The following is a 24,959-nucleotide window of genomic DNA, read 5'->3' on the forward strand; positions in this document are numbered from 1 at the left end:
TGATCCTCATACCGCTTGTCGTTCGTCTGCCGGCACTGCCGCCGCGGCCGCAAGCGGAAGCCGAAGCACCGCCATTGCGCCGCGATGCGCGCCGTTTTCAAAGGGCGGCGCATCTTCCAATGTCAGCGTGCCACCATGTTCCTCGATGATCTTCTTCACGATGGGCAGGCCAAGGCCGGTGCCCTTTTCGCGCGTCGTCACGTAAGGCTCGAACAGCCGCGATCGATCCTCGGGCAGGCCGATGCCGTTGTCGGCGATGCGAATGGTCGCAAAACCGTCCTCTTCCACGCTGGAAACGCGGATCTCCGGCTCATGCGCGTCTGGAGCCTCTTTTTCATAAAGACTTTCAATGGCTTCTCCGGCGTTCTTCATCAAGTTTGTCAGCGCCTGACTCAGCATCGTGGCATCCACATCCGCCAAAAGCGGATCGTCGGCCAGATCGACCACGAACCGCACGCCCGGCTGCCCAGCTTCCTGCAGAAGCACCGCCTCGCGCAGCAGCCGCGTCAGGCTTTCGGTCTCAGTCTGCGGCTCGGGCATGCGCGCGAACTTGGAAAACTCGTCGACGATCCGGCGCAGATCATTGGTCTGGCGCACGACGACGTCGGTCAGCTGTTCCAGGCTTTCGGCCTGCTCCTCATCCAGAAGCCGCGAGAACTTGCGCTTGATCCGCTCGGCCGACAGCTGAATGGGCGTAAGCGGGTTTTTGATCTCATGCGCGATACGCCGCGCCACGTCGCCCCAGGCGGCCATACGCTGCGCGGTAACAAGGTCGGTCACATCGTCAAAGGCCACCACATATCCTTCGCGCCGGCCATCCTCGTTGCGCCGCGTCGACATGCGCACCAGCAAGCTTTCCATGCTTCCTCCGCGACTGACCTTGATTTCCTCCTGCACAAAGCCCGAGCTCGACGCCCGCAGCTTTTCGAACAAGGTGCCGAACTCGGGGACGGCCACGCTCAACGCGACGGATTGCTGATCCTCCTGCCAGTCAAGCAGCCGCTCGGCGGCGCGATTGACGAAGGTCACCCGCCCCTTGGTATCAAGCCCGACCACCCCGGAACTCACTGATCCCAGTACGGAATCGAACAACCGCCGCCGCCGCTCGATCTGTTGCGTGTTGGCCAGAAGCCGTTCGCGCTGCTGCTTGAGCTGGCGTGTCATCTGGTTGAAATAGCTCGACAGCATGCCGATTTCGTCGCCGCCGTCCTCTTCATGGACCTGCACGTCAAGATCGCCCTCGCCAACACGCTGTGCCGCACTCGTCAGACGCCCCACTGGCCTCGACAGACGTTCCGCGAACCACATCCCCAGCCAGATCGCCGCGAGGATCAGAATGACGGCGAACCCCAGATAAAGCACACCGAACTCGAACAGAACCCGGTCGCGCTCATCCTCGCGCTGTTGATAGAACCGCGCGGTTTCCTGTGTTTCGTCCAGCAGGTTGAGGATATCGCCGTCGACATTGCGACTGACATAAAGATACCGGTCGGGAATCTCCTCCAGCGGCATCAGAGCGCGGAATTCGTTGTTATCCCAATCCTGGATGACCACGACCCCGGTATCGGCAGCTTCTTCGATCTGGGCGCGGCTTGGCCTCTCGTAATCGAACAGATAGGACCGCTCGCCCCGGGCGCGCAGATCGCCCGTACCGTCTATGACAAAGGCCTCACGCAGCCCGCGCTGGATCTCGCGCTGACCGCGCGACAGGATCTGGCGAATGTCCCCATCGTCCAGAAACACCGCCGCGCGCTTTGTGGCATTGATGAGCGACGCCAGCGCCCGCGCATCCGTCACAAGGTCTCGGCGGTGCTCGTCCTCGTAGGCTTGCGCGGCGGCAACCGAACTGTCCACCACCCGTCCGACCCGGTCGGAAAACCACGCCTCGAGCCCCATGTTGACCGACAGCGTGGCAAAGACCGCCACGGTGATCGTCGGCAACAGCGCCATCACCGCGAAAACACCCGTCAGACGAAGGTGCAGGCGCGACCCGGCGGATTTGCGGCGACGTGCGGCAATCATCTGCGCCACACGTTGCAGCACCATCGCGGCGATCACGATGATATAGACCATATCCGCCAGCAGCACGATGCGCAGGATATTCGAGCTCGTGCCCTGATCGAGCGGACCCATGACGGCGTAGGTCAGAACCGCCAGAACCGGCCCCATGAGAACCAACCCGAAGGTCGCTACATTGCGTACCTTCTGAAGCCGCCGCAGGCGGTTGACACGCTCCCAAGACCAGCTGCGTGCTTTCGCGGTCACGCATATCCCCCATCAGGTTGTGGCGCCAATCAGCGCCAACCCCAGATGTGGCTCAATCTGCCGGGGCTGCCCCCTATCGGCCACAGTGATGTTGCAGTTTTACATCAACTTGCGGCGGCGTGTCACGCGAATATCCAGATCGGTGATCTTCTTGCGCAGCGTATTTCGGTTGATTCCCAGCAAATCGGCGCATTTGGCCTGGTTACCGCCCGTCGCATCCAGCGCGATCTCGATCAGCGGCAATTCCATCTCTTTGAGGATTCGCCCGTAAAGGCCCGGCGGCGGCAATACGTTGCCATGCAGATCGAAATACCGGCGCAGGTGCCGCGCGATGCTGTCGGAGAGATTCTCTCCGGTGCCGCGTCCCATCACCGGCGCCGCCTCGGGCTGGTTGCCCAGTACGGCCTCGACCTCGGCGCGGCTGATCTGATCGGCCCGTGCGGTCAGGCCAAGCCGCTGCACCGCATTCTCCAGCTGGCGCACGTTGCCGGGCCAGCTATAGGCGCGCATCAGTTCCATCGCGTCGTCAGACAACCGGCGTGCGGGCTGGCCGTCGCGCTCGGCCCGCGCAAGGAAATGCTCGGCCAGAAGGGGAATGTCATCGACCCGGGCGCGCAAGCTCGGCACCTCGACCACGGCCCCCGACAGCCGGTAATACAGATCCTCGCGCAGCCGACCCTCCTCGAGCCGGTCGGCAAGCCGCCCCAGGCTTGTCGCCATGAAGCGTGGTACGTGATCACCGGGCGCGTCCATCATCCGCACCACGCGCGCCTGGGCGTCCATATCCAGATCGCCAACCCCATCGAGCACGATCGTGCCGCCCTTGGCGCGCGCCATCACCCGGCTCGGCCCTTCCAGATCTGCAAGATCGCCGGGCGTCACCGTCACGAAGGGCAGCGTGCGGCGGTCGGAAAAGTCATGGATCGCCCGCGCGATCAGGGTCTTGCCGGTACCCGACTCGCCGGTGATCAGCACCGGCAGATCGGTGTTCATCAGCCGCGCCACAACCCGGTAAAGCGCCTGCATCGCCGTGGTGCGCCCCACCAGCGGCAACTCGTCCGGCCGCTCCTGCGCGCCGCTGGACGTGCTTGTGCTGCGCGTACCGCGCGACTCGAGCGCCCGTGCCGTCCGCTTCATCAAGTCCGGCAGATCGAATGGCTTGGGCAGGTAATCGAAGGCCGCCGCCTCCTCGGCCTGAATCGCAGTCATGATCGTGTTCTGCGCCGAAATGACGATCACCGGCAGCCCGGGCCGGTCCGCCCCGATCTTGGGTAGCATCTCAAGCCCGTTGCCATCTGGCATCATCACATCGGTGATCACCGCATCGCCCTTGCCCTCGCCGACCCAGCGCATCAGCGTCGTCAGCGAGCTTGTCGCATGAACCCGGCACCCTGCCCGGGTCAGCGCCTGTGTCAGGACCGTGCGTATCGTCCGGTCGTCATCGGCCACGAGAACCGTGCCATCCATCAGTCGTCCTCCATTTCCTTTTCGGCCCTTGGCAATGAGATGCGAAAGACCGTCCTCCCCGGCACCGAACTCACCGAGATCCACCCGTCATGGTCTGAGATGATCTTGGCCGCGAGCGCGAGACCAAGACCGGTACCGTTTTCCCGGCCCGACACGAACGGGTCGAACACATCGCCCGCAATTTCGGGCGGAAGGCCGGGACCATTGTCAATTACTTCAATCTGCAGCGGCAAAGACCGCCCTCCGCCATCGCCCCGTCGAACCCGCAGCGACTGCTGATAATAACTGTGCAGCGTAATTATGCCGCCCTCTTTACCCGCGGCTTCCGTCGCATTCTTCAACAGGTTCTGGATCACCTGCAAAAGCTGGTCAGGATCCCCCACCGCCAGCGGCAGCGACGGGTCGTAATCCTCCAGAATGGTCATGTTTGCCGCGAACCCCACCAGGGCCGAACGGCGCGCCCGGTCGAGCACATCGTGCAGATTGACCGCCCGCAGCTTCGGCTTGGTCACGTTGCCGAACTGTTCCACCTGTTCCAGAAGCCCCACGATCCGGCGGCTTTCGCTGACGATGAGATCGGTCAGTTCCAGATCCTGCTGGCTGAGGTTCATCGACAAAAGCTGCGCCGCCCCGGTTATGCCCGCCAGCGGGTTCTTGATTTCATGCGCCAGCATCTCGGCCATGCCGATCGCCGATTTCGCCGCCGATTTCACGGACTGGCTCTGGGTGACCCGCCCGGCCAGTTCCCGGGGCGAGATGAGCAGGATCATATGCCCGGGCTGGCCGGACAAAGGCGCGATCTGAAGGTTGCACTGCAATGGCGCGCGGTCGCCGGTGCCCACGTCCACGTCATTGACGAAAAGCGGCGCGTCCTTCTCTCTCGCGCGTTCCAGCGCCTCCTCAAGCGGTGCATCGACCGCCAGGCGGTCCCAGACCGGCTGCCAGCGGATCGATTTCGCCGACGTCATGAAAAAACCTTCCGCCGCCGGATTGATCTCGACGATCTTGTCTTGCCCGTCGAGGATAATCGCGGGCACCGGCAGGGAGGTCCAAATCGAGTCTTCGATTTCGGTCATGCCGCTCGCCGCTCCCCGGCCCCGAGCGCTTCGGGCAATAGCGCCAGCACCTCGCCCGGCGTTCCGGCCGTGAGCACGCGCTTGCGCAGGCTCATCGGCGTGCCCGCCTCGTCCATGTACCAGCCCAGATGCTTGCGCGAGACACGCAGCCCAAGCTCTGCACCGTAAAACCGCAGCATATCTTCATAGTGATCTTGAACCATGCGCGTGAAATCCGCCCCGGCTGGCACCGCGGGCGACGCACCGTCGAACAGCGCCGCCGCGACCTCGGCAAGGATCCAGGGCCGGCCCTGCGCCCCGCGCCCGATCATCACGCCATCGGCCCGCGACTGCGCGAGTGCCTCCCTCGCGCTCCGCGCGTCGGTGATGTCTCCGTTCGCGACGACCGGGATGCTGACCGCGTCTTTGACCATACGGATCGCGGTCCAGTCCGCGCGACCCTTGTAGAATTGGCACCGCGTACGCCCGTGAATGGTGATCATCTGCACGCCCGCCGCCTCGGCGCGCCGCGCCAATTCGGGCGCGTTGCGGCTGTCATCGTCCCAGCCAAGTCGCGTCTTGAGCGTGACCGGCACGTCGACCGCCGCGACCACCGCGTCGATCAACCCCAACGCATGGTCCAGATCGCGCATCAACGCCGAGCCGCTGGCCCCCGCACCGCTGGCGCTCGTGACCTTCTTGGCGGGGCAGCCCATGTTGATATCGATGATACGCGCTCCGTTATCGGCGACCTGCCGCGCCGCTTCGGCCATCCAATGCGCCTCGCGGCCCGCCAACTGCACGGCGGTGTTTTCCACGCCAAAGCCCAGTTCCGCCTTCTCGCGCACCCCGGGCTTGCGCTGCACCATCTCCTGGCTCGCCACCATCTCGCTCACCACAAGCCCCGCACCGAACCGCGCCACCAGGGTGCGGAATGGCAGATCCGTAATCCCCGCAAGCGGGGCTAGAAGGACGGGCGGATCAAGGGATCGGTCAGTCAGCGACAACATGGTGTGGTTCCTCGCGAGCACGTTCGTTCTACGGCCTGCCAGCGCCAATGACAAAGGTCTTACGCACAAAATAGAGGCGTGAAGGCCACACTGCCCAATATTTAATCAAACGTAGCGAAAGAATGCGCCGGCGGCCATATGGTTTCCGCTGCTCGGCCCTTTGAAAATCATTCAATTCCAAGCCCTGTCGCCATTGCCAGCGACGTGGCCCGCGCGTAATCAGGACCCATGAATGCGTGCGTTCTCATTGTGGCCGCCGGGCGTGGCACCCGCGCCGGAGGGGCAGAGCCCAAGCAGTGGCGACCGCTCGCCGGGCGTCGCGTGATCGACTGGACGCTCGAGGCCTGTCTCGCCGTGCCCGGGATCGATCACGTCGTGGTCGTCCTGCACCCCGACGAAATGGATCGAATGGCACCCGCGCCGCGTATCGTGACCGTGCCCGGCGGCGAGACCCGCGCACAGTCCGTGCGCAACGGCCTGGAACACCTAGCAACTCATGCAGATCCCCCCGGCCACGTGCTCATCCACGACGCCGCGCGCTGCTGCGTCACGCCCGACCACATCGCTGAAATCCTGCGCGCGCTGCAGACCGGCACGACGCCGGCCGTCGCCCCCGCCCTGCCCGTGACCGACGCGCTCTGGCGCGGCGCAGACGGCATCGTCACCAGCACGCAGGACCGCGCTGGACTTTACCGCGCACAAACGCCGCAGGCCTTTGACTTCGCCGCGATTCTCGAAGCCCACCGCACCCATACAGGCGCCGCCGCCGACGATGTCGAGGTGGCCCGTGCCGCCGGTCTGGATGTCGCCATCATGCCAGGCCACGACACCAATCTGAAGATCACTACGCCCGAGGATTTCGCCCGCGCCGCCGAGATCCTGCGTGCCCGGAAGGAGACCACCTTGATCGACATTCGTACTGGCACCGGCTTTGACGTGCACCGCTTCGGTCCGGGCGACCGTGTCACGCTGTGCGGTGTCGAGGTCCCGCACGACCGTGGCCTGCAGGGGCATTCGGATGCCGATGTCGGTCTGCACGCGCTGACCGACGCGATCTACGGCGCGCTGGCTATGGGCGATATCGGCCGGCACTTCCCGCCCTCCGATCCGCAGTGGAAAGGCGCGGCCAGCCACATCTTTCTGCGCCACGCCGTCGAACTTGCCGACAAGATGGGCTTTGCCATCTCGAACGTGGACGTGACGCTGGTCTGCGAGCGCCCCAAGATCGGGCCTCACGCGCCCGCCATGATCGCGGCTCTTTCCGAGATCACCGGGCTCGATCCCGCGCGGATCTCGGTCAAGGCGACCACGTCCGAGCGGCTGGGCTTCACCGGCCGCGAAGAAGGCATCGCCGCGCAGGCCGTCGCCACGCTGGTCAAGCCATGACCGCGTCCCATCTCATCGCGACCTTTTTCGGCGTGGGCCATCTGCGCCCCGCCCCCGGCACATGGGGCTCGCTTGCGGCGCTGCCCGCCGCGGCGCTTCTGCATGTTCTTGGTGGTCCGGTCCTTCTGGCGCTGGGCATTGCCGCGTCATTTGCCTTCGGATGGTGGTCGACCGCACTGGAGACGAAAGGAAAAGACGATCACGACCCCTCTGAGATCGTGATCGACGAGGTGGCGGGCCAATGGCTCGCCCTTCTGCCGGTATCTATCGGCGCGACCCATGCCGGGGCTGGGCTTTTTGCGCTTTGGCCCGGCTGGATTACGGCTTTCGTGCTCTTTCGCCTCTTTGATATCTGGAAGCCCGGCCCCATCGGCTGGGCCGACCGGCGCGGTGACGCGCTGGGCGTGATGCTCGACGACATCATCGCGGGGCTGTTCGCCGCCATCGGCGTCATGGCCTTCGCGGGCCTCTCTCATGGGCTGCTGGGGCTATGAGCGCGCAAGAAATCCTTGAAAGGGCCAAGGCGCAGGGCCTCATGATCGCCACCGCGGAATCCTGCACCGGCGGCATGGTCTCGGCGGCGCTGACGGATATCGCGGGCTCCTCGGCGGTGTTCGAGCGCGGCTTCGTCACCTACACCAACGCCGCCAAGATCGAACTGCTGAGCGTGTCACCGGCCACGCTGGAGGCCCACGGCGCGGTGTCCGAGGAGGTCGCCCGCGAGATGGCCGAGGGCGCGCTGGCGCAGTCCCCGGCGCAGTTGGCCGTTGCCATCACCGGCATCGCCGGCCCCGGCGGTTCCGAACATAAGCCCGAAGGACGGGTCTGTTTCGGTCTTGCCCGAACCGGACAGCCAACGCGCACCGAAACGCAGGAATTCGGCGCGCCGGGCCGCGCCGAAGTGCGTGCGCGCGCCCGCGACCACGCGCTGACGCTGTTGCTGCGCGGGCTCAACAGCCCAGGCTAAGCCGGCGGCTCAGCCCCGCCCGTAAAGCGATTGCGCGCGCTTCTCGAACGCGCTCACAACCCGCTTCATCGCCTCATAGAAGAAAAGCTCGGCCGCCGATTGCAGCAGCCGGCTGCGCAGCTTGAAATCCACGTCAAACTGCACCTCGCAGCCACCGTCGGGCAGATCCCGGAACACCCAGTTCGACCGCATATGCTCGAACGGGCCATCGAGATACTCGGTCTCGATACGCCTCTCGTCGTCCCACAGCACGACCCGGCTGCCGAACCTTTCCCGAAAGACCTTGAAGCTGATGACCAGGTCGGCCTCCATCTCGCGCGCGCCGTCGGCCCGCTCGGTGATCCGGCGCACCCGCGCGGCCGCCGTCCAGGGCAGGAACTTGGGGTAATTGCCCACATCGGCCACCAAATCGAACATCTGCTCTGCGCTATAGGGCAGATGGCGGGTTTCGGCATGCGACGGCATCGGCGGGTCTTGGTCCGTTTGGCTTGTGGGCGTCGCGCGGTATGTCCTAAACTGGCCGCTGAAATGCAAGGAAAACTCCGCGAGTCGCGCCATAATATCCGGTCATGCTGTCCCCGATCGGGGCGTCGATGAATCACCGCTGGCTCTTTCGTATGGCGCGCTGGGCGCAAAACCCGCCCAGCGAAGGCCGGGTGAAATTCGTCTTCACCATCATCCTCGCCTGTCTCGCGTTGTTTGCGATCGAATATGTCTGGGGCCTGCCCGACTGGATGTCGCTGGAGCCGCGCGGCCTCCGCTACCGGCCCGAGTGAGCCCGCGCCTCACCCCAACGGATCAGGGCAGCATCATGCCGCGGATCATGTAGAAGAACATCGCCGCCAGGATCGCCGCGACGGGCACGGTGATGATCCACGCCGCCGCGATCCGCAGCAGCAGGTTGCGCTTCACCAGCTCCACCCGATGCACCCGTCCAAGACCCCGACGCTCCTGTTTGCCCAGCAGCCGATCCGCCGCCGCCTGCGCCTTCATCTCGCGCAGCATCTCGCCCTTGATGGCCACATCCGCCGCTTCGAACTCCGCAAGGAAAACTTCCACCGCCTCTGGATCGCTCTCGGCGTGATGGTCGCGGATCTCGTCAAGCATCCGCGCGTAGCTCGACTTGATGTACTCCCGCAGGAAGCCCACCCCGAAAACCCCGCCAACCGCGATATGAGTCGAACTGACCGGCAGGCCCAGCTGCGACGCTATGATGACGGTGATCGCCGCAGCCATGGCGATACAAAAGGCCCGCATCTTGTCGAGCTCGGTAATCTCACTGCCGACGGTCCGGATCAGCTTCGGTCCGTATAGCGCCAGCCCGAGTGCGATACCAAGCGCCCCCACGGCCATGACCCAAAGCGGAATGCCGGCCTTGGTCGACACACCGCCCTGGGCGATGGCCTCGTTGATCCCGGCCAGGGGGCCGACCGCATTGGCGACGTCATTTGCGCCATGCGCGAAGCTCAGCAAAGCCGCGGCGAAGATAAGCGGGATCGTGAAAAGCTCGTTGACGCTGGACTTGTGGTTGTCCAATTGCGCCGTCAGCCGCGCGATATAGGGCCGCATGATGACGAAGATGACCGACGCCGTGGCAAGACCGATCAGGACGGCCACCGGAAACGACACCGACACGATCTTCTTGACCCCCTTCAGCATCAGGTAGGTCGAGAACGCCCAAGCCATCACCGCCACAAGCACCGGAACCATGCGGTTCGCCGCCGTCAGAACATCCTTCTTGTAGGTGATCGTGCGCTTGATGACGAAAAGAAAGCCCGCCGCAATCAGACCTCCCAGAAGCGGCGAGATTACCCAGCTTGCCGCGATCTGCCCCACCACGGACCAGTCCGCGATGCGCCAGCCTGCCGCGGCGATACCCGCGCCAAGCACCCCGCCGACGATGGAATGCGTGGTCGAAACCGGCGCGCCGACGGCGGTGGCGAAGTTCAGCCAAACGGCCGCGGCCAGAAGCGCTGCGATCATGATCCAGATGAACGTATCGCGGTCGGCCACAAGGCCGGGATCGATGATCCCGCTCTTGATTGTGCCGACGACGTCACCTCCGGCGATCAGCGCGCCACCGGCCTCGAAAAAGGCCGCGATCAGGATCGCTCCGGTCAGCGTGATCGCATGCGATCCGACCGCCGGGCCGACATTGTTGGCCACATCATTGGCCCCGATATTCATCGCCATGTAGCCGCCGATCATCGCCGCGGCCACAAGCAGCGTGCCGTCGACGCCGCCATCGGTCCGAACGATGGTGAAAAGCATGATCCCGACGATGAAGAGCACGCCCGTCCCGAAACGGAACAACTCGTCACGGTTGCGTTGCGCAACGGTCTCGATTTTTTCGGTTCTCAACACGGCACGGTTCCCCCCGTAGATGACCTTTGGTCGACGACCCCATGATCGCGCCCCGGTTCCCCGCGCCCATGAGCCATGTCAAGGACAGGTCATGGCGGGCTAGTATGTTTCCCTATTGCAACAGGTGAAAGGATCCGCGCGCCATGGCGGCAAGAACAGGGTACGGGCGACCAAGACACTGTGTTCGACACGGGCGGCCGTCTCTAAGCAGGCTGCAGCCCCGAAAAGGCGTCCGAAGATGACACGCTTTTATCTTCCGGTCGCGCTCGGCGCGCTTCTGCTGACTTTCTGGATCAGCCCGGACGCTCAGGAAATCGCGGCGGGCGTCGCGATCTTCCTCTTCGGCATGCTGATGCTCGAGGACGGTTTCAAGCTCTTCGGCGGCGGCGCGCTTGAACGGCTTCTCGAACGCGCGACCGGCTCGACCCCGCGGGCGATCGGGTTCGGGATCGTCTCGACCACGCTTTTGCAATCCAGCTCGCTCGTCTCCGTCATCACCATCTCCTTCCTTAGCGCCGGCCTCATCTCCCTGATCGGCGGGGTCGGCATCATTTTCGGTGCGAATATCGGCACCACGACCGGCGCGTGGCTAGTCGCGGGACTTGGCTTGAAAATCAACATTGCCGCCTATGCCATGCCCATGATCGCGGTCAGCATCGTGCTGGTCTTCCAGAAATCCAAACCCCTGCGCGGCATCGGGTATGCGCTGGCCGGGCTCGGCTTCCTGTTCCTGGGCATCCACCACATGAAAGAGGGCTTTGAGGCCTTCAAGGACCAGATCGACCTGACCCGCTTCGCCCTTACCGGTCTGCTGGGCCTCTTTGTCTATTGCCTGATCGGCACGGTGGCCACGGTCATCATGCAATCGAGCCACGCAACGATGGTTCTTATCCTGACGGCGTTGGCGGCGGGCCAGATCAGCTATGAAAACGCGCTGGCGCTGGCGATCGGGGCCAATATCGGCACCACGATTACCGCGATCATCGGCTCGCTCAGCGCCAATTTTCAGGGCAAGCGGCTGGCGCTCGCCCACCTGATCTTCAACGCGGTGACGGCGCTCGTGGCGCTTGTGCTGATCTCGCCCCTGCGCGAGGCCGTGGACTGGATCAGCGATCTCGTGCGGATCGCACCCACGGATTACGCCATGAAGCTCGCCGTCTTCCACACGATCTTCAATGTGCTGGGCGTCGCGCTCATGGTGCCGCTGCTTCCCCGGCTGATCCTTTTTCTTGAAGCCCGCATCGTGGAACCGGTGCCCGATGTCAGCCGCCCGCGCTACCTGAACGAGGCGGTCGACGAGTTTCCCCAAACCCTGGAACTGGCCCTGCGCAAGGAGGTGCATCATCTTTACGAGAACGCGGTCGAGCTGATCCTTCACGGGCTCAACCTGCACCGCGATGCACTTTTTGCGACCGACGACGTGGCGGCCCTCGTGCGCAAAAGCCGCCAACCCTTCGACCTCGATCTCGATGAGGCCTATGAGCGGCGCGTGAAGACGCTCTATTCAAGCATCGTGGAATTCACCACCCGCGTCGGCGACAAACGGGTGCCCCCCGAAATCGCCGAGCGGATTTATGCCCTCAGGGACGTGTCAAGCGAAATCGTCCAGGCTGTGAAATCCGTGAAACACCTGCGCAAGAACATTCAGCGCTATACCGTCCGCCCGCACGGCGCAACGACCGAGCTCTACGATGCCTTGCGCACCGAGATCGCGCGGATCGCGGTGGAAATCCGCAAGCTCGACCTCGCCGAACCGGAAGACCGCAGCACGCTCTGGCTGGATCAGGAACGGTCCCAGATCGAAGAGGACGCCCGCTCGACCACGCTGCGCGTCGACGCCATGATCCGCAAGGGGGCGCTGAACGCCACTGCGGCGACCTCGTTCCTGAACGATTCCGGTTACGCCTACGCGGCGATGCGCGGCCTGATCGAGGCCGCGCGCAGCTTCTACATCGAGCGTGACGGCGCCATGGCCGAGGTGGAACGCCTGCTGTCGCTGGATGAAGAGGAACTTGACGAGGCGCGGGCCGAACCCGAAAAGCCGGCACAGCCAGCGGACGCATCCGTCACACCGCCGTCATGAACGGAAGGAAAACTACCGCGCAGCGGTCAGGAATGGAGAATCGAAGATGGGTCTAAAAAAACTGGCCTCGAAAGTGGAAGACTACCAAGGCCGTCTCGAAAGCGGCAAGGCGAGCAAGATCAAGCCCGCCCATGTCGAGAAAGTTCTGGCCAAGCTGCGTGCCAAAGCGGTCGAACTCGAGGCCGAGATCGCGGCAGCCCCGTCCCCGGACAAGAAAGCCCGGCTCGAGGGCAAGCTCGGGATCGCGCGCACCCACATCGCGCGCGCGGAATGGCTTTTGAACGAACTTACCTGACCCATGTCGCGCAGACAGCGTCCTTCACTGAGCATCGACATCGCCGTAGCTGTCAAATGGTCAACTTTTGGTGGGAATGGCGCACCTGAGAGGATTCGAACCTCTGGCCTCTGCCTTCGGAGGGCAGCGCTCTATCCAGCTGAGCTACAGGTGCATCTGCCCGGGTCTATAGCGGCTCTGCCGCCACCCCGCAATCAGGAAAACCACGCTGCGAAGGGCTCAGGCAAAGAGATCATGCGCCAGTTCGAGCGCGTCGATAAGCGCGTCGACCTCGGCCTCGGTGTTATAGGCCGCGAACGACGCCCGGCACGTCGCAGTCTGGCCCATATGCTCCATCAGCGGCCCGCAGCAATGTTGCCCGGCGCGCACCGCCACGCCCTTCTTGTCGAGGATGGTGGAAATGTCATGCGCATGCGCCGCCCCATCCAGCGTGAAGGAAAAGATCGCCGCCTTGTCCGGGGTTGTGCCCTGCACCTGCAGCCAGTTGAGCCCGCCCAGCCGGTCCACCGCATAATCGCGCAGCCGATCCTCATGCGCGGCGATATTCTCCACCCCGAGATCCATCATGTAGTCCAGCGCCACACCCAGCCCGATCGTCTGCACGATCCCGGGCGTGCCGGCCTCGAACTTCATCGGCGGATCGTTATAGGTCACGCCGTCCTTGGTGACCTCGCGGATCATGTCACCGCCCCCCATGAAGGGCCGCATCTCGGCCAGCCGTTCTTTCTTGACGAAGATTGCGCCGGATCCCGACGGCCCGTAGAGCTTGTGACCCGTGATGGCGTAGAAATCCGCGTCCAGCGCATCGAGGTTAAGCGGCATGTGCACCGCCGCCTGAGAGCCATCGACCAGCACCGGCACGCCCTTGGCATGCGCGCCGTCGACGATCGCCTTTACGTCGACCTTGGTGCCCAGCACGTTCGACAGATGCGTGACCGCCACCAGTTTGGTTTTCGGCCCGATGGCGTCGATCACCTTCTGCGGGTCAAGCTCGCCGGTGGAATCCACGTCGACCCACTTCAAAACGACGCCCTGCCGCTCGCGCAGGAAATGCCAGGGCACGATATTGGCGTGGTGCTCCATCACCGACAGGACGATCTCGTCGCCGGCCTCCATTCGCGGCATGGCCCAGCCATAGGCGACCATGTTGATGCCCTCGGTGGTGCCGGAATTGAGGATGATCTGATCCTCGTCCGCCACGCCAAGAAACCGCGCGATGGTGCCGCGCACGCCTTCGTATTTCTCGGTCGCGAGATTGCTCAGGTAATGCAGCCCGCGATGCACGTTGGCGTATTCCTCGGCATAGGCGCGGGTGATCGCGTCGATCACCACCTGCGGCTTTTGCGCGCTGGCGCCATTGTCGAGATAGACCAGCGGCTTGCCGTTCACCTCGCGCTTGAGGATCGGAAAATCCGCGCGCACTTTTTCAACGTCGTACATTTCAAACCCCTCCGGTCAGCCCGACAAAGAGCGACAGGATCACTCCCATGATGATCGAAAGCCCGATCAGAACGCCAAGCACCGACATCGCCAGAACGCCGAACGCCTTGATCGGGCTGTTGAGTTCGTGCGCCTCGTCGAGAAACCCGACCACGGCCCAGATCCACCAGACGAAAAAGGCGAACATGCCCAGTGTCGTCACGAAAGGTAGGATCACGCCCACCACGGTCAGCGCGACGATCACGCACAGGCCCACGATCTGCAGCCAGGTGATGACCGCCAGCACATCCTTCAGCCGGCCCTTCCCGCCAAGGCTCTGCCCCACCCAATTAAGGACGAAGACCGACAGCACCGCGCGCCCCCACTGCATCAGCGCAAAGACCAGCGGCGAGGAATAGCCGGGCGAGTTCCGCGCCATCTCGCCCATTTCCGTGTTGGGCAGTTCCACGATCTGAAGAATGCCCGCGAACATCAGCGAGGTCAGCACCGACACCAGCGACAGCGCCATCCAGAGCGCCTGTGGCGGCAGGTCCATCTGCAGCACGAGACGCGCCGCCGCGCGCGGGTTCTTCAGCGTCAGCACGAAGAGCGGCTTGAAGGCATCGGGCGTCATGCCTCGCGCTCCCAGCCGGCGACGTAAAGATTGCTGAGCGTGAACCACGCGAAAACCGCCAGCCAAACCGCGCCGACCGCGAGCAGCCCCGGACCGGGGCCGACAAAACCCGCCACCAGCCCGTTGAGAAGCATCAATGGTGCCGCGGCAAGGAATGCCCAGAAAAGCGCCAGCCGGGCGCCATAGGGCGTCATCTGCGCGGCGCCGGCGACCCGGCTGATCAGGTAGGCGAGAAATGCCAGAAGGTAGAAGACAAGCGGCATGATGAAGATCCACGCCATCAGCGCGCCCCCCAGCATCGGCTGCAACTCCTGATCGCTCAGATGCGCCTCGCGCGCCAACCGGGGCCATTGCGCGATGAAGGTCAGCAGGCACCCGGCCATCAGAATGGCCAGAACCCGCCCTTCCCGCGCGCCCATGTCCAGAAGCCGGCGCATGACGCGCCTTGGCCCCCGATAGGCAGCCACGATGTCTGTCGTGACTGGCATCAGCCGCGCCGCCGCTCCAGCCAGCCGCTCAGCTTCTCGACCATGTCCGAGCGCAGCGCCTCGTCCTCGATCTCCTCGACCGCCTCGGCCAGAAAGGCGAGCGTCAGAAGATCGGTGGCAATGGGCTTCGGCACACCGCGCGCACGCAGGTAGAACAGCGCCTCCTCGTCGATCGCGCCCGAGGTGCTGCCGTGCGAACACGCCACGTCATCGGCATAGATCTCCAGTTCGGGCTTGGCGAGGAACTCGCTGTCCCCATCCAGAAGCAGCGATTGGCTGATCTGGTAGCCATCGGTTTTCTGCGCGCCTTCCTTCACCAGGATCTTGCCCTGAAAGACACCCACCGCGCCGTTGCGCAAAACCTTCTTGAACACCTGACGGCTTTCGCAGTTCACGGCGTCATGGGTGATGAACACGGTGTCGTCATGGTGGAAATCCCCGTCGCCCACGCAGGCGCCCGCGACATGCGCTACGGCATCGTCACCGGTCAGTTCGATCACACACTCGTTGCGTGTGAGGATCCCGTTCGCGGTCATCGTGAAGGACTTGAACACGCTCTCACGGCCCAGCCGGGCAAACACATGCGTCACCGCACGCCGCTCGTGGTCGCGGCCCTGCGTGCGCACATGGTTAAACCGGGCGGTGTCCGCCACGTCCACCTCCATCGCCTTGTTGAACCGCGCCGCTGCCGGCCCGTTTTCCAGCACGGTCAGTTCGGCCCCTTCATCAAGCTTGATGACATGATGCAGGATCGCATCGGAAGACTCTGATTTATGGTGATAAATCAGATTGACGGGTTTCGCCGCCTTGCCGGTCACATGAATGACCACGCCATCGGTGGCCATCGCCGTGTTCAGCGCGGCCAGCGGGCGGGCCACCGGCGTCTGCCCGTTGGTCTCCAGCGCGCCGTAAAGATCGCGCGCCCAGTGGATATCGGCCTTTGCCACATCCGCCAGCCGCTCGATCGTGACCCCTTCGAGGCTCAGATCGTCGCTGGCCTCTGCGTCGAACACCCCGTCCACGAACACGATCTTGAGCCGGTCGGTGGCGTCGAAGGCCGGCGCGTCGTCATCTTCGAACAGCGCCGCCTGCGGGGCGTCCGCCGACACAAGCGTATCGGGCTTGGTGAATTTCCAATACTCGTCTCGCGCGTGCGGAAGACCCATCGCCCGGACCCGCTCCAGCGCCGCGTCGCGCGCCGCCGTGGCCCACGCACCGCCCTCGGGCCGCTGCATGGACGCCAGCCGCGCCTCGGTTGCATCCAGTTTTGCCTGCGGCAACGCCATTACGCCACCTCCGCCTTGATGTCCGCGTATCCGTTTTTCTCGACCTCAAGCGCCAGTTCCGGCCCACCGGTCTTGATGATCCGGCCATCGGACATGATGTGCACCACATCCGGCTTGATATGATCGAGAAGCCGCTGATAGTGCGTGATCACCAGAAACCCGCGTCCGGCGTCCCGCAGGGCGTTCACGCCTTTCGACACCAGCTTCATCGCGTCGACGTCGAGACCCGAGTCGGTCTCGTCGAGGATGCACATCTTGGGCTCCAGCACCGCCATCTGCAGGATCTCGTTGCGTTTCTTCTCACCGCCCGAGAAGCCCACGTTCACAGGGCGTTTGAGCATGTCGTTGCTCATCTCCAGCGTAGCGGCCTTTTCACGCACCAGCTTGAGGAAATCCGCGGCGCTGATCTCCTCCTGCCCGCGCGCTTTTCGCTGCGCGTTCAGCGCGGTGCGCATGAAGGTCATGTTGCCCACGCCGGGAATCTCGACCGGGTATTGAAACGCCAAGAAAAGCCCCGCCGCGGCGCGCTCTTCGGGCTCCATGTCGAGGATGTCCTCACCATCAAGCGTCGCCGTGCCGCCGGTTACCTCATAACCGTCGCGCCCCGAAAGCACATAGCTTAGTGTCGACTTGCCCGATCCGTTCGGACCCATGATCGCGTGTACCTTTCCCGCCTCGACGGTCAGGTCGACGCCCTTCAGGATGGTCTTTTCTTCATCTTCAAGATCGACCTTCAGCCCTTTGATTTCCAACATATTTCTTACCTCTTCTTCTGTTTCGGTCCGACACGCCCCTCAGGGCCGCGTCATCATTTCCACGATATCCAGCAGCCGCGCCGGATCCGGCAGCATCGGGGCCACCCTGAATTCGGCCAGACGGCCCGTCATTGTCGGCGGCCCCACGAACTCCTCGACGCGGTGATACGCCTTTCGCTGCTTGTAGTCGTCGACGAACACCGTGACCGGTTTCGCCGTGCGAAATGCCGCCGCCATCACGCAGCCCGCGCGGAACCGCCCATCGACCAGCACCACGTCGGGCTGCTGCAAACCTTCCATGTCCCAGACCGCCAGCGGATAGCGTGCGAATTGCAGGTGCTTTGAGGCTTTCCGGGGATGACCCCATTCCTTGGTCGGGCCAATATCGACCCAGATGATCTGCGCATCGCTTCCCGTCGCCGGCGGGTTAAGCTCGAACCAGCCCAGCATCATTTCGGCCCAGTCGCGGTCGCTTTCCACCGCGTAGATGGTCTTGCCCGGCATCTCCGCGGCCAACACCGTAGACCCGCCAGACCCGTATTCCAGGATCACGCGCGCATCACGATAGGCCGCGCGCAGCCTCGCCGCCTCCGCGTCGGGCAAGGTCAGTTCGGGCCGGGATATGCCGGTCTGTACCGTCACTCCAGCACCACCGCCGTCCCGCTGGCCGACACCATCAGCATCGAGTCGCCCACGACCTCGTAATCCAGATCGACGCCCACGACCGCATCCGCGCCCAGCACCGCCGCGCGCTCTTCCAGCTCACGCATCGCCGTGTCGCGCGCATCCTGCAACTTGGTTTCATAGGTGCCCGAGCGCCCGCCCACGATATCCGTCACCTGCGCGAAGAAATCGCGAAAGACATTCGCTCCCATGATCGCCTCGCCCACCACGATGCCGCGGTAGTCGATGATCTTGCGCCCTTCGATGCTTTGGGTGGTGGTGATGATCATGGATTCGAACCTTGTGCCGGTTGGATTTTCCGATGTGTCACGAGCAGGCTGAAATACATGTAGAGCACATAAAGGGCCACGAAGGTGATGCCGCCAGACATGACCGATACGACCTTCCAAAGGCCCGCCCCGTCGGAACCCGGCCAAAGGACCAGCGCCAGCTTGGCCGGCAACAGGAAGGAAATGACCAGCAATACTCCGCATAAGGCCTGTGCCTTGAGGTCAGGTGGAAGCAACCATGTGCGCAACGCCCGCCACATACCCTAGCCCACAGACCCTTCCAGTGAGATCGCCACAAGCTGCTGAGCTTCCATGGCGAATTCCATCGGCAGGGCCTGAAGCACGTCCTTGCAGAAGCCGTTGACCACCAGCGCCACGGCCTCTTCCTCATCCATGCCGCGCTGACGGCAATAGAAAAGCTGGTCGTCATCCACCTTCGACGTGGTCGCCTCGTGTTCCACCCGGGACGAGTTGTTCTTGACCTCGATATACGGCACCGTATGCGCCCCGCATTCCGAGCCGATCAGCAGGCTGTCACATTGAGTGTAGTTCCGGCTGTTCTTGGCCTTGGGGTGCATGGACACGAGTCCGCGATAGGTGTTCTGCGCGTGCCCCGCGCTGATCCCCTTGGACACGATCCGCGACCGGGTGTTCTTGCCCAGATGGATCATCTTGGTGCCCGTGTCGGCCTGCTGATAGTTGTTGGTGATGGCGATGGAATAGAACTCGCCCTGGCTTTCCTCGCCGCGCAGGATGCAGCTCGGGTATTTCCATGTCACGGCAGAGCCGGTTTCCACCTGCGTCCACATCACCTTGGCCCGGTCGCCCCGGCAATCGGCACGCTTGGTCACGAAGTTGTAGATGCCGCCCTTGCCGTTCTCGTCGCCCGGGAACCAGTTCTGCACGGTGGAATACTTCACCTCGGCGTCTTCCTCTACGACGATCTCGACAACCGCCGCGTGCAGCTGGCTGGTGTCGCGCTGCGGCGCGGTGCAGCCTTCAAGGTAGCTCACGTACGATCCCTTGTCGGCAATGATCAGCGTCCGCTCGAACTGGCCCGTATTCTCGGCATTGATCCGGAAATAGGTCGACAGCTCCATCGGGCAGCGCACGCCCGGCGGCACGTACACAAACGACCCGTCCGAGAAGACCGCCGAGTTGAGGGTCGCATAGAAATTGTCCTGCACCGGCACGACCGAACCAAGATATTTCTTCACCAGCTCGGGATGTTCACGGATCGCCTCCGAGATCGAGCAAAAGATCACGCCCGCCTTCTTCAACTCCGCCTGGAACGTCGTCCCGACCGACACGGAATCAAACACCGCGTCCACGGCCACCTTGCGGCCCTCCGCCGGTGCGGCCTCCTCGGCGCCCTCGACACCGGCCAGAATCATCTGCTCCTTGAGCGGAATGCCCAGCTTTTCATAGGTCTCCAGCAGCTTGGGGTCGACCTCGTCCAGCGACTTGGGCTTCACCTCCATGCTCTTGGGCCGGGCATAGTAATACTGATCTTGGAAATCGATCTCCGGATAATCGACCATTGCCCAGTCGGGCTCTTTCATCTGGAGCCAGCGCTCATAGGCCTGCAGACGCCACTCGGTCATCCACTCGGGCTCTTCGTTCTTCTCCGAGATCAGCTTCACGATATCCGGGGTCAGGCCCTTCGGCGCATAATCCATCTCGATATCGGTGTTCCAGCCGTGCTTGTAGGTGCCAACCTCGCGCACCGCATCGACGGTTTCCTTGTCGACGCCATCCTTGACCTGTGTCTCGTCCAGTGCAGCCATGGGGCCACCTCCTCTTTTATGCTCCTGCACACCGGGGCGGATCAGGCCGCCCGGGCGCGAAACTTCTCGTATTGTGCCAGCCACGCCGCAGCGAAGCGGTCTATCTCGTCTTCCGTCGTCTCCGGCCCCAGCGACACGCGCACGGCGCTGGCCGCCTGCGCGTCGTCGAACCCCATCGCGCGCAGCACCCGGCTCGTCTTCACCTTGCCGCTTGAACAGGCCGATCCCGCCGAGACCGCAAATCCGGCGAGATCCATCGCCATCACCTGCGTCTCGCCTTTCCAGCCCGGCGTCAGAAAGCAACTCGTGTTGGGCAGACGTGGTACCGATTTCCCGACAAAAATAGTCTCGTTTGCGGAATGCTCAAGCCTTCTTTCTAGAATGTTTCTAAGTTTTTCGACCCGGCGCCAGACACCCTGCTCCAGATCGCGCTGCGCCGCCTCTGCGGCAGCGCCAAAGCCCGCGATCCCCGGAATATTCTCAGTCCCCGACCGCCGGCCCATTTCCTGACCGCCCCCAAGGCTTAGCGCGGGAATGTCCACGCCCTGCCTGACGATCAGCGCGCCCACCCCCTTGGGCCCGCCCAGCTTGTGCGCCGACAGCACCGCAAGATCCGCGCCCAACCACGCAAAGGAAAACGGCACCCGTCCCACCGCTTGCGTAACATCGAGCAACAAAAGCCCCGCACCCGCCTCCGGCTCCGTAATCACCCCGGTCTCGGAATTGGCCAGCCCCATCGCCCGCACCTGCGGCGCACCCTCACCCGGCCGGTGATGCGCCCAGATCGCGTCATGCGCCGTCGGGTCCACCTCGACGCGGCCATACCCCGCCAGCACCCGCGCCGCTTCGGTCGCACCCGAGGTAAAGACCACCTCCTGCGGCTTGCACCCCACCGCGGCCGCCACCTGCGCACGCGCGCGCTCCACTAGCGCTTTCGCCGCGCGCCCCTCGCCATGCACCGACGACGGATTGCCCACCACATCGAGCGCCGCGATCATCGCCGCGCGGGCTTCCGCGCGCAGCGGTGCCGTGGCATTGTAATCGAGATAGACCCGCGACCTCAAAACCAACCCCCAGACTTCATCTGGCCAAAAATACCTCGGGGAGCGTTGAAATTCTGAAGAAACTCCAACTTGGGGCAGCGCCCCGCGTGCCGCGACGCCGCAGGCGGCGCAAACCCGAAACGCCGCACCCTCATGGCTCGTCCACCACCGCGAAAAGCGTCGGTACCGCCGGACAGGGCGCAAGACTATTGCCCACCACGTCGCTCAGTCGGGTCTGGTGCAGGAAGACATAGACATGCGCGCTCAACCCCTCCCAAAGCCGGTTCGTCATCGACTGCGCTTTGGAGCCCGAGGCCGCGCCAGACGCGCCCGCGCCCTTGTGCAGCGCGTCCATCGTTTCATCCACAGCCGCCAGAATGTCGATCACCCGGATTTCCGTCGCGGGCCGCGACAGCTTGTACCCGCCGCCCGGCCCGCGCACTGAGGTCACCAATTCGCCCCGGCGCAGCTTGACGAACAGCTGTTCCAGATAGGGCAAGGAGATATCCTGCCGGCGTGAGATATCGCTCAGCGTCACAAGCCCGTCGCCCTGCTGCAACGCGATATCGACAAGCGCCACCATGGCATACCGCCCCTTGGTGCTGAGTTTCATGGGCCATCCCCCGGCGAATAGATTGACCTTGCCGCGCACAGCGCCTATCTCGTTGCGACACTGCGGCAGCGGCTGCGGTGAAAAGTTAGAATAATTCTAAGGTGCTTGAGCAAATCCGTCAAGAATTTGCCGGCCCGGACAGCAGAGCAAGGGGACATGCATGCCCGAGGTCATCTTTCCCGGCCCCGAAGGCCGGCTCGAAGGCCGCTATCATCCGCAAAAGGAACGTGACGCACCGATCGCCATCGTGCTGCATCCGCATCCACAGTTCGGCGGTACGATGAACAACAAGGTCGTGTATAATCTGCACTACGCCTTCCATCGCATGGGCTTCACGGTGCTGCGCTTCAACTTCCGCGGCGTGGGCCGCAGCCAGGGCGAGTACGACCAGGGCGTGGGCGAGTTGAGCGACGCCGCCTCGGCGCTCGACTACCTGCAGTCCATGAACGCCAATTCCAAGCATTGCTGGGTCGCGGGCTTTTCCTTTGGCGCGTGGATCGGCATGCAGCTCTTGATGCGCCGCCCCGAGATCACCGGCTTCGTCTCGGTCTCACCGCCCGCCAACATGTACGACTTTTCGTTTCTCGCCCCCTGCCCCTCCTCGGGCCTCATCATCAACGGGGCGAACGACCGCGTGGCGCCGCCTGCCGACACCCGCGCGCTTGTGGGCAAGCTGCATGAACAGCAGGGGATCACCATCACCCACGAGGAAATCGAGGGGTCAGGCCATTTCTTCGAAGAGCCTCACATGGACACGATGATCGACAGCGTGACCTCTTACGTGAAACGCCGCCTGACGGAAAGTACGCGCTAAGCCATGGGTGTTGCCGAGGATCTCGCGGACGAGCTTGCCCAGAAGGTGATCCAATATGTGGACGCCTCGGGCGATGACGGCGTGATCACCGATATCGTCAATATCCTCGGCGCCACATCGCAAACCGCCGAAGAGGCGTTTCTCACCTCCATGCGCGTGCGCCGGGCCAATCAAAAGGCCCGCGCGCTTTTGCTGGAACGTGTGCGCAAATTCCAGACCGCGCAAAAGGCCAAAACCGCCGCCGCCGCGGGGGCTGCTGCAGACGCCGCTGCGGACGCGGACACGGACGTAGACGCTAAGGCCGACGCAAAAACGGACCCCGGCGCCTGACCACGCGGCGCTCTCAGTTCCACATGTGCAGAACCGTCTTCCAGGCGCCGTCGTCCTGACGCTCGTAGACATTGACGACCTTGCCGCCATAGGTCTTGCCGTCCGCGCCCACGCCGCTCCAGCTTCCGGTCTCGTAGATCAGCCCGTCCTGCCCGTCGACAGTATCGAGCACGATCTCGTGCTGACCAAAGCCGCTGTCGATGAATTTCTGGAAAAGCGCCCCGATATTGTCGGCGCCATCCACGACCATGCCATCGCCGGTGACCACGCGCGCATCTTCGGCATACATCTCCGCAATCGCGCCGGCGTCGCCCGCGTTAAAAGCCGCGTCCCACGCCGCGTTCATCCCGGCCACCTTGGCTTGCATGTCCTCGGCCACGGCACTTTGCGGCCCGATCATAACCAACAGGCACAAAACGGCGCAAATCCGCGCGAAACTCTTTGTCATCGTTTCCATATCGTTCTCCCTGCTTTGCGGGGATCGCCCCCGGACGAGAGTATAGCACAAATCACCACCCCGCGTCGGGCGCCCCCGCCTTCGGTGTGGGCGCGGCCGCGCAAGCCGCGTAGACTGCCCGGCATGACAGCAACACGGATCCACACCGCGCCCGGTCTCGTCGACGTGAACCACCGCCCCGACCTGCGGGCGGTCTATCTCAAGTGGCACAGCGAATATGACGCGGGCACGCGGGTGCGCGACGCGGTGCACGCCGCGCTCGCCTTCGTGCGGGCCCACGACGTCCCGCATTGGGTGGTGGATGTCTCGACCTCGCCCGACGCGTTGTCCGAGGCCGATTATGCCTGGGTCAGCAGCGCCGCCTTCCGCGACGCGATCCTCGCCTCGCCCTTGCGCCGCTTCGTGCTGCGCCCGCCCGGTCCCGAAACCGGACAGGACACCGCGTGGGTGGCCGAGTGGGAGGCCAGCACACTCTCTAAATTCGGCGACCGCATCACCGCACGGGTCTGCCCGACCGAGGCCGCGATGCGGGATTTTCTGGTGGGTTCAACCGGCGATTGACCTGCGCATTTTCCTGGCGCCCCAGAGGCGCAAAGGTCAGAACTTGCGCGAAAACCAAACATTGATAGCCTGCCTCCATTCATAAGAAGGAGGGTATATAGATGAGTGATTTCAAAGAATTCGGCGATCGCGAACGCGCAGGCTGGACGGATGACGCCATCGTCAACGCCTATATCTCGCATTTCGGGCCCGTCACCGATCAGGCCGGCGCCGCGATCCTCGACCGCCACGTGCAGCCGGGCGACCGCGTGCTCGACCTCTGCTGCGGCCAAGGCACCCTTACCGCCCGCCTTGCCCGGGCCGGGGCCAAGGTGACCGGCCTCGATTTCTCGCCCCAGATGGTCGGTCTCGCCCAAAAGGCCGCACCCGACGCCCAGATCCTCGAAGGCGACGCCGCCGCCCTCCCCTTCGAGGACGCAAGCTTCGACACGGTGGTCTGCAATTTCGGCATGATGCACCTTCCGGATCAGCCAAAGGCCCTGCGCGAGATCGCCCGCGTGCTGCGCCCGGGCGGCACCTTCGTCATGGCGACGTGGATGGCCCCGCCCGCCTCACCGGCCTTCGGCGCCGTCTTTGGCGCGCTGAAAGAGCACGCGGATTTCTCCGGCGCCCCGCCGCAGCCCGATCTCTTCACCTTCGCCGACGAAGGTCAGGCCGCCCGCCTGATGGCCGAGGCCGGGCTCGACATGACAAGCCACGGCGCGCTTGCCTCGGCCTGGACGGTCGACGCGCCGAAGGATCTCTTCGACATCTTCCTGACGGCCACGGTCGGCGCGCGGATGCTGATCCTCAGCCAAAGCGACGAGACCGTGAACAAAATCGCCGACACCGTCGCCGCCACGGTCGCGCAGAAATTCGCCACCGGTACCGGCTACGAGATCCCGGTCAACATCGCCCTGATCGCCGCAACGCGCCCCGCGTAACCGC

Annotated in this window: 28 protein-coding genes and 1 tRNA gene; 10 read left to right on the plus strand and 19 right to left on the minus strand. The window is 63.9% G+C overall.

Going from position 1 to position 24,959, the window contains the following annotated elements:
• Window positions 1-6: 6 nt before the first annotated feature.
• From EZV60_RS11455 to dusB, 4 genes are all read right to left on the minus strand, one after another.
• Window positions 7-2,169, minus strand: a complete 2,163-nt coding sequence (locus tag EZV60_RS11455; protein WP_245306286.1) for a sensor histidine kinase NtrY-like — start codon at window positions 2,167-2,169, stop codon at window positions 7-9.
• Window positions 2,170-2,364: 195 nt separating this feature from the next.
• A complete protein-coding gene (locus EZV60_RS11460) occupies window positions 2,365-3,732 on the minus strand; it encodes a response regulator (protein WP_135505568.1) in 1,368 nt (455 codons plus the stop codon).
• Window positions 3,732-4,808: a two-component system sensor histidine kinase NtrB gene (locus EZV60_RS11465; RefSeq protein ID WP_135505570.1), complete on the minus strand. Its 1,077-nt coding sequence runs from the start codon at window positions 4,806-4,808 to the stop codon at window positions 3,732-3,734. Before EZV60_RS11465 ends, EZV60_RS11460 begins: the two co-directional genes overlap by 1 nt.
• Window positions 4,805-5,797, minus strand: coding sequence for a tRNA dihydrouridine synthase DusB (gene dusB / locus EZV60_RS11470; protein ID WP_135505572.1), 993 nt, complete (start codon window positions 5,795-5,797; stop codon window positions 4,805-4,807). The genes EZV60_RS11465 and dusB overlap by 4 nt, the downstream gene beginning before the upstream one ends.
• A 228-nt stretch (window positions 5,798-6,025) precedes the next feature.
• Between dusB and EZV60_RS11475 the strand changes: the two genes are divergently transcribed.
• The 3 genes from EZV60_RS11475 to EZV60_RS11485 are packed head-to-tail and all read left to right on the plus strand — an operon-like array spanning window position 6,026 to window position 8,150.
• On the plus strand, window positions 6,026-7,183 hold the full coding sequence (locus EZV60_RS11475) for a bifunctional 2-C-methyl-D-erythritol 4-phosphate cytidylyltransferase/2-C-methyl-D-erythritol 2,4-cyclodiphosphate synthase (RefSeq protein WP_135505575.1): 1,158 nt from the start codon (window positions 6,026-6,028) through the stop codon (window positions 7,181-7,183).
• Window positions 7,180-7,677: a phosphatidylglycerophosphatase A family protein gene (locus EZV60_RS11480; RefSeq protein WP_135505576.1), complete on the plus strand. Its 498-nt coding sequence runs from the start codon at window positions 7,180-7,182 to the stop codon at window positions 7,675-7,677. Before EZV60_RS11475 ends, EZV60_RS11480 begins: the two co-directional genes overlap by 4 nt.
• Window positions 7,674-8,150 (plus strand): CinA family protein, encoded by a 477-nt coding sequence (locus tag EZV60_RS11485; protein WP_135505578.1) that lies wholly within the window; start codon window positions 7,674-7,676, stop codon window positions 8,148-8,150. Before EZV60_RS11480 ends, EZV60_RS11485 begins: the two co-directional genes overlap by 4 nt.
• 9 nt (window positions 8,151-8,159) lie before the next feature.
• Here EZV60_RS11485 and EZV60_RS11490 read toward each other — a convergent pair whose 3' ends face one another.
• Window positions 8,160-8,615 (minus strand): type II toxin-antitoxin system RatA family toxin, encoded by a 456-nt coding sequence (locus EZV60_RS11490; RefSeq protein WP_135505580.1) that lies wholly within the window; start codon window positions 8,613-8,615, stop codon window positions 8,160-8,162.
• 104 nt (window positions 8,616-8,719) lie between these two features.
• Here EZV60_RS11490 and EZV60_RS11495 point away from each other — a divergent pair, with 104 nt between their 5' ends.
• Complete coding sequence (locus tag EZV60_RS11495; RefSeq protein WP_342588792.1) at window positions 8,720-8,926, plus strand: hypothetical protein; 207 nt, start codon at window positions 8,720-8,722, stop codon at window positions 8,924-8,926.
• A gap of 22 nt (window positions 8,927-8,948) precedes the next feature.
• On the opposite strand, the gene EZV60_RS11500 is transcribed toward EZV60_RS11495, so the two are convergent.
• Entirely contained in the window at window positions 8,949-10,514 is a 1,566-nt protein-coding gene (locus EZV60_RS11500) for an inorganic phosphate transporter (protein WP_245306280.1), read from the minus strand.
• A 238-nt stretch (window positions 10,515-10,752) separates the two neighbouring features.
• On the opposite strand from EZV60_RS11500, the gene EZV60_RS11505 reads away from it, so the two are divergent.
• On the plus strand, window positions 10,753-12,597 hold the full coding sequence (locus EZV60_RS11505) for a Na/Pi cotransporter family protein (protein ID WP_135505583.1): 1,845 nt from the start codon (window positions 10,753-10,755) through the stop codon (window positions 12,595-12,597).
• 46 nt (window positions 12,598-12,643) lie between these two features.
• Window positions 12,644-12,892 carry a hypothetical protein gene (locus EZV60_RS11510; protein WP_135505585.1) on the plus strand — a complete coding sequence of 83 codons (249 nt, stop codon included), beginning with the start codon at window positions 12,644-12,646 and terminating at the stop codon, window positions 12,890-12,892.
• 77 nt (window positions 12,893-12,969) lie between these two features.
• Here the strand turns inward: EZV60_RS11510 and EZV60_RS11515 are convergent.
• The 12 genes from EZV60_RS11515 to iscR all read right to left on the minus strand — a co-directional run bounded on the left by EZV60_RS11515 (window position 12,970) and on the right by iscR (window position 21,870).
• Window positions 12,970-13,046, minus strand: a tRNA-Arg gene (locus EZV60_RS11515).
• Window positions 13,047-13,111: 65 nt separating this feature from the next.
• Window positions 13,112-14,332 (minus strand): cysteine desulfurase, encoded by a 1,221-nt coding sequence (locus EZV60_RS11520; RefSeq protein ID WP_135505587.1) that lies wholly within the window; start codon window positions 14,330-14,332, stop codon window positions 13,112-13,114.
• Window position 14,333: 1 nt separating this feature from the next.
• Window positions 14,334-14,945, minus strand: a complete 612-nt coding sequence (locus tag EZV60_RS11525) for a Yip1 family protein (RefSeq protein WP_135505589.1) — start codon at window positions 14,943-14,945, stop codon at window positions 14,334-14,336.
• Window positions 14,942-15,433: a YIP1 family protein gene (locus EZV60_RS11530; RefSeq protein ID WP_135505591.1), complete on the minus strand. Its 492-nt coding sequence runs from the start codon at window positions 15,431-15,433 to the stop codon at window positions 14,942-14,944. Before EZV60_RS11530 ends, EZV60_RS11525 begins: the two co-directional genes overlap by 4 nt.
• Window positions 15,433-16,719 carry a Fe-S cluster assembly protein SufD gene (gene sufD / locus EZV60_RS11535; RefSeq protein ID WP_135505593.1) on the minus strand — a complete coding sequence of 429 codons (1,287 nt, stop codon included), beginning with the start codon at window positions 16,717-16,719 and terminating at the stop codon, window positions 15,433-15,435. The genes EZV60_RS11530 and sufD overlap by 1 nt, the downstream gene beginning before the upstream one ends.
• Window positions 16,719-17,474 (minus strand): Fe-S cluster assembly ATPase SufC, encoded by a 756-nt coding sequence (sufC, locus tag EZV60_RS11540; RefSeq protein ID WP_135505595.1) that lies wholly within the window; start codon window positions 17,472-17,474, stop codon window positions 16,719-16,721. The genes sufD and sufC overlap by 1 nt, the downstream gene beginning before the upstream one ends.
• Before the next feature lie 39 nt (window positions 17,475-17,513).
• Window positions 17,514-18,116: a hypothetical protein gene (locus EZV60_RS11545; RefSeq protein ID WP_135505597.1), complete on the minus strand. Its 603-nt coding sequence runs from the start codon at window positions 18,114-18,116 to the stop codon at window positions 17,514-17,516.
• Window positions 18,113-18,427, minus strand: a complete 315-nt coding sequence (locus EZV60_RS11550) for a heavy metal-binding domain-containing protein (RefSeq protein ID WP_135505599.1) — start codon at window positions 18,425-18,427, stop codon at window positions 18,113-18,115. The genes EZV60_RS11545 and EZV60_RS11550 overlap by 4 nt, the downstream gene beginning before the upstream one ends.
• Entirely contained in the window at window positions 18,424-18,621 is a 198-nt protein-coding gene (locus tag EZV60_RS11555) for a hypothetical protein (RefSeq protein ID WP_135505601.1), read from the minus strand. Before EZV60_RS11555 ends, EZV60_RS11550 begins: the two co-directional genes overlap by 4 nt.
• Before the next feature lie 69 nt (window positions 18,622-18,690).
• On the minus strand, window positions 18,691-20,214 hold the full coding sequence (gene sufB / locus EZV60_RS11560; RefSeq protein ID WP_135505603.1) for a Fe-S cluster assembly protein SufB: 1,524 nt from the start codon (window positions 20,212-20,214) through the stop codon (window positions 18,691-18,693).
• 41 nt (window positions 20,215-20,255) lie between these two features.
• The gene (locus EZV60_RS11565) at window positions 20,256-21,212 is read right to left on the minus strand and encodes a cysteine desulfurase family protein (protein ID WP_245306287.1); all 957 of its coding nucleotides are present in this window, start codon (window positions 21,210-21,212) and stop codon (window positions 20,256-20,258) included.
• Between the two features lie 196 nt (window positions 21,213-21,408).
• The gene (iscR, locus tag EZV60_RS11570) at window positions 21,409-21,870 is read right to left on the minus strand and encodes a Fe-S cluster assembly transcriptional regulator IscR (RefSeq protein ID WP_135505605.1); all 462 of its coding nucleotides are present in this window, start codon (window positions 21,868-21,870) and stop codon (window positions 21,409-21,411) included.
• A 160-nt stretch (window positions 21,871-22,030) separates the two neighbouring features.
• On the opposite strand from iscR, the gene EZV60_RS11575 reads away from it, so the two are divergent.
• Both EZV60_RS11575 and EZV60_RS11580 read left to right on the plus strand, forming a co-directional pair.
• Window positions 22,031-22,684 carry an alpha/beta hydrolase gene (locus EZV60_RS11575; RefSeq protein WP_135505607.1) on the plus strand — a complete coding sequence of 218 codons (654 nt, stop codon included), beginning with the start codon at window positions 22,031-22,033 and terminating at the stop codon, window positions 22,682-22,684.
• A gap of 3 nt (window positions 22,685-22,687) precedes the next feature.
• On the plus strand, window positions 22,688-23,014 hold the full coding sequence (locus EZV60_RS11580; RefSeq protein ID WP_135505609.1) for a hypothetical protein: 327 nt from the start codon (window positions 22,688-22,690) through the stop codon (window positions 23,012-23,014).
• Window positions 23,015-23,027: 13 nt separating this feature from the next.
• On the opposite strand, the gene EZV60_RS19115 is transcribed toward EZV60_RS11580, so the two are convergent.
• Window positions 23,028-23,471 (minus strand): YybH family protein, encoded by a 444-nt coding sequence (locus EZV60_RS19115; RefSeq protein WP_167853513.1) that lies wholly within the window; start codon window positions 23,469-23,471, stop codon window positions 23,028-23,030.
• 123 nt (window positions 23,472-23,594) lie between these two features.
• Between EZV60_RS19115 and EZV60_RS11590 the strand changes: the two genes are divergently transcribed.
• Window positions 23,595-24,032, plus strand: a complete 438-nt coding sequence (locus EZV60_RS11590; RefSeq protein WP_167853514.1) for a hypothetical protein — start codon at window positions 23,595-23,597, stop codon at window positions 24,030-24,032.
• Window positions 24,033-24,133: 101 nt separating this feature from the next.
• Window positions 24,134-24,955, plus strand: a complete 822-nt coding sequence (locus EZV60_RS11595) for a class I SAM-dependent methyltransferase (RefSeq protein ID WP_135505615.1) — start codon at window positions 24,134-24,136, stop codon at window positions 24,953-24,955.
• Window positions 24,956-24,959 lie beyond the last annotated feature (4 nt).

This window comes from Roseovarius aestuariivivens, from assembly GCF_004761875.1.
Classification (GTDB): Bacteria; Pseudomonadota; Alphaproteobacteria; order Rhodobacterales; family Rhodobacteraceae; genus Roseovarius; species Roseovarius aestuariivivens.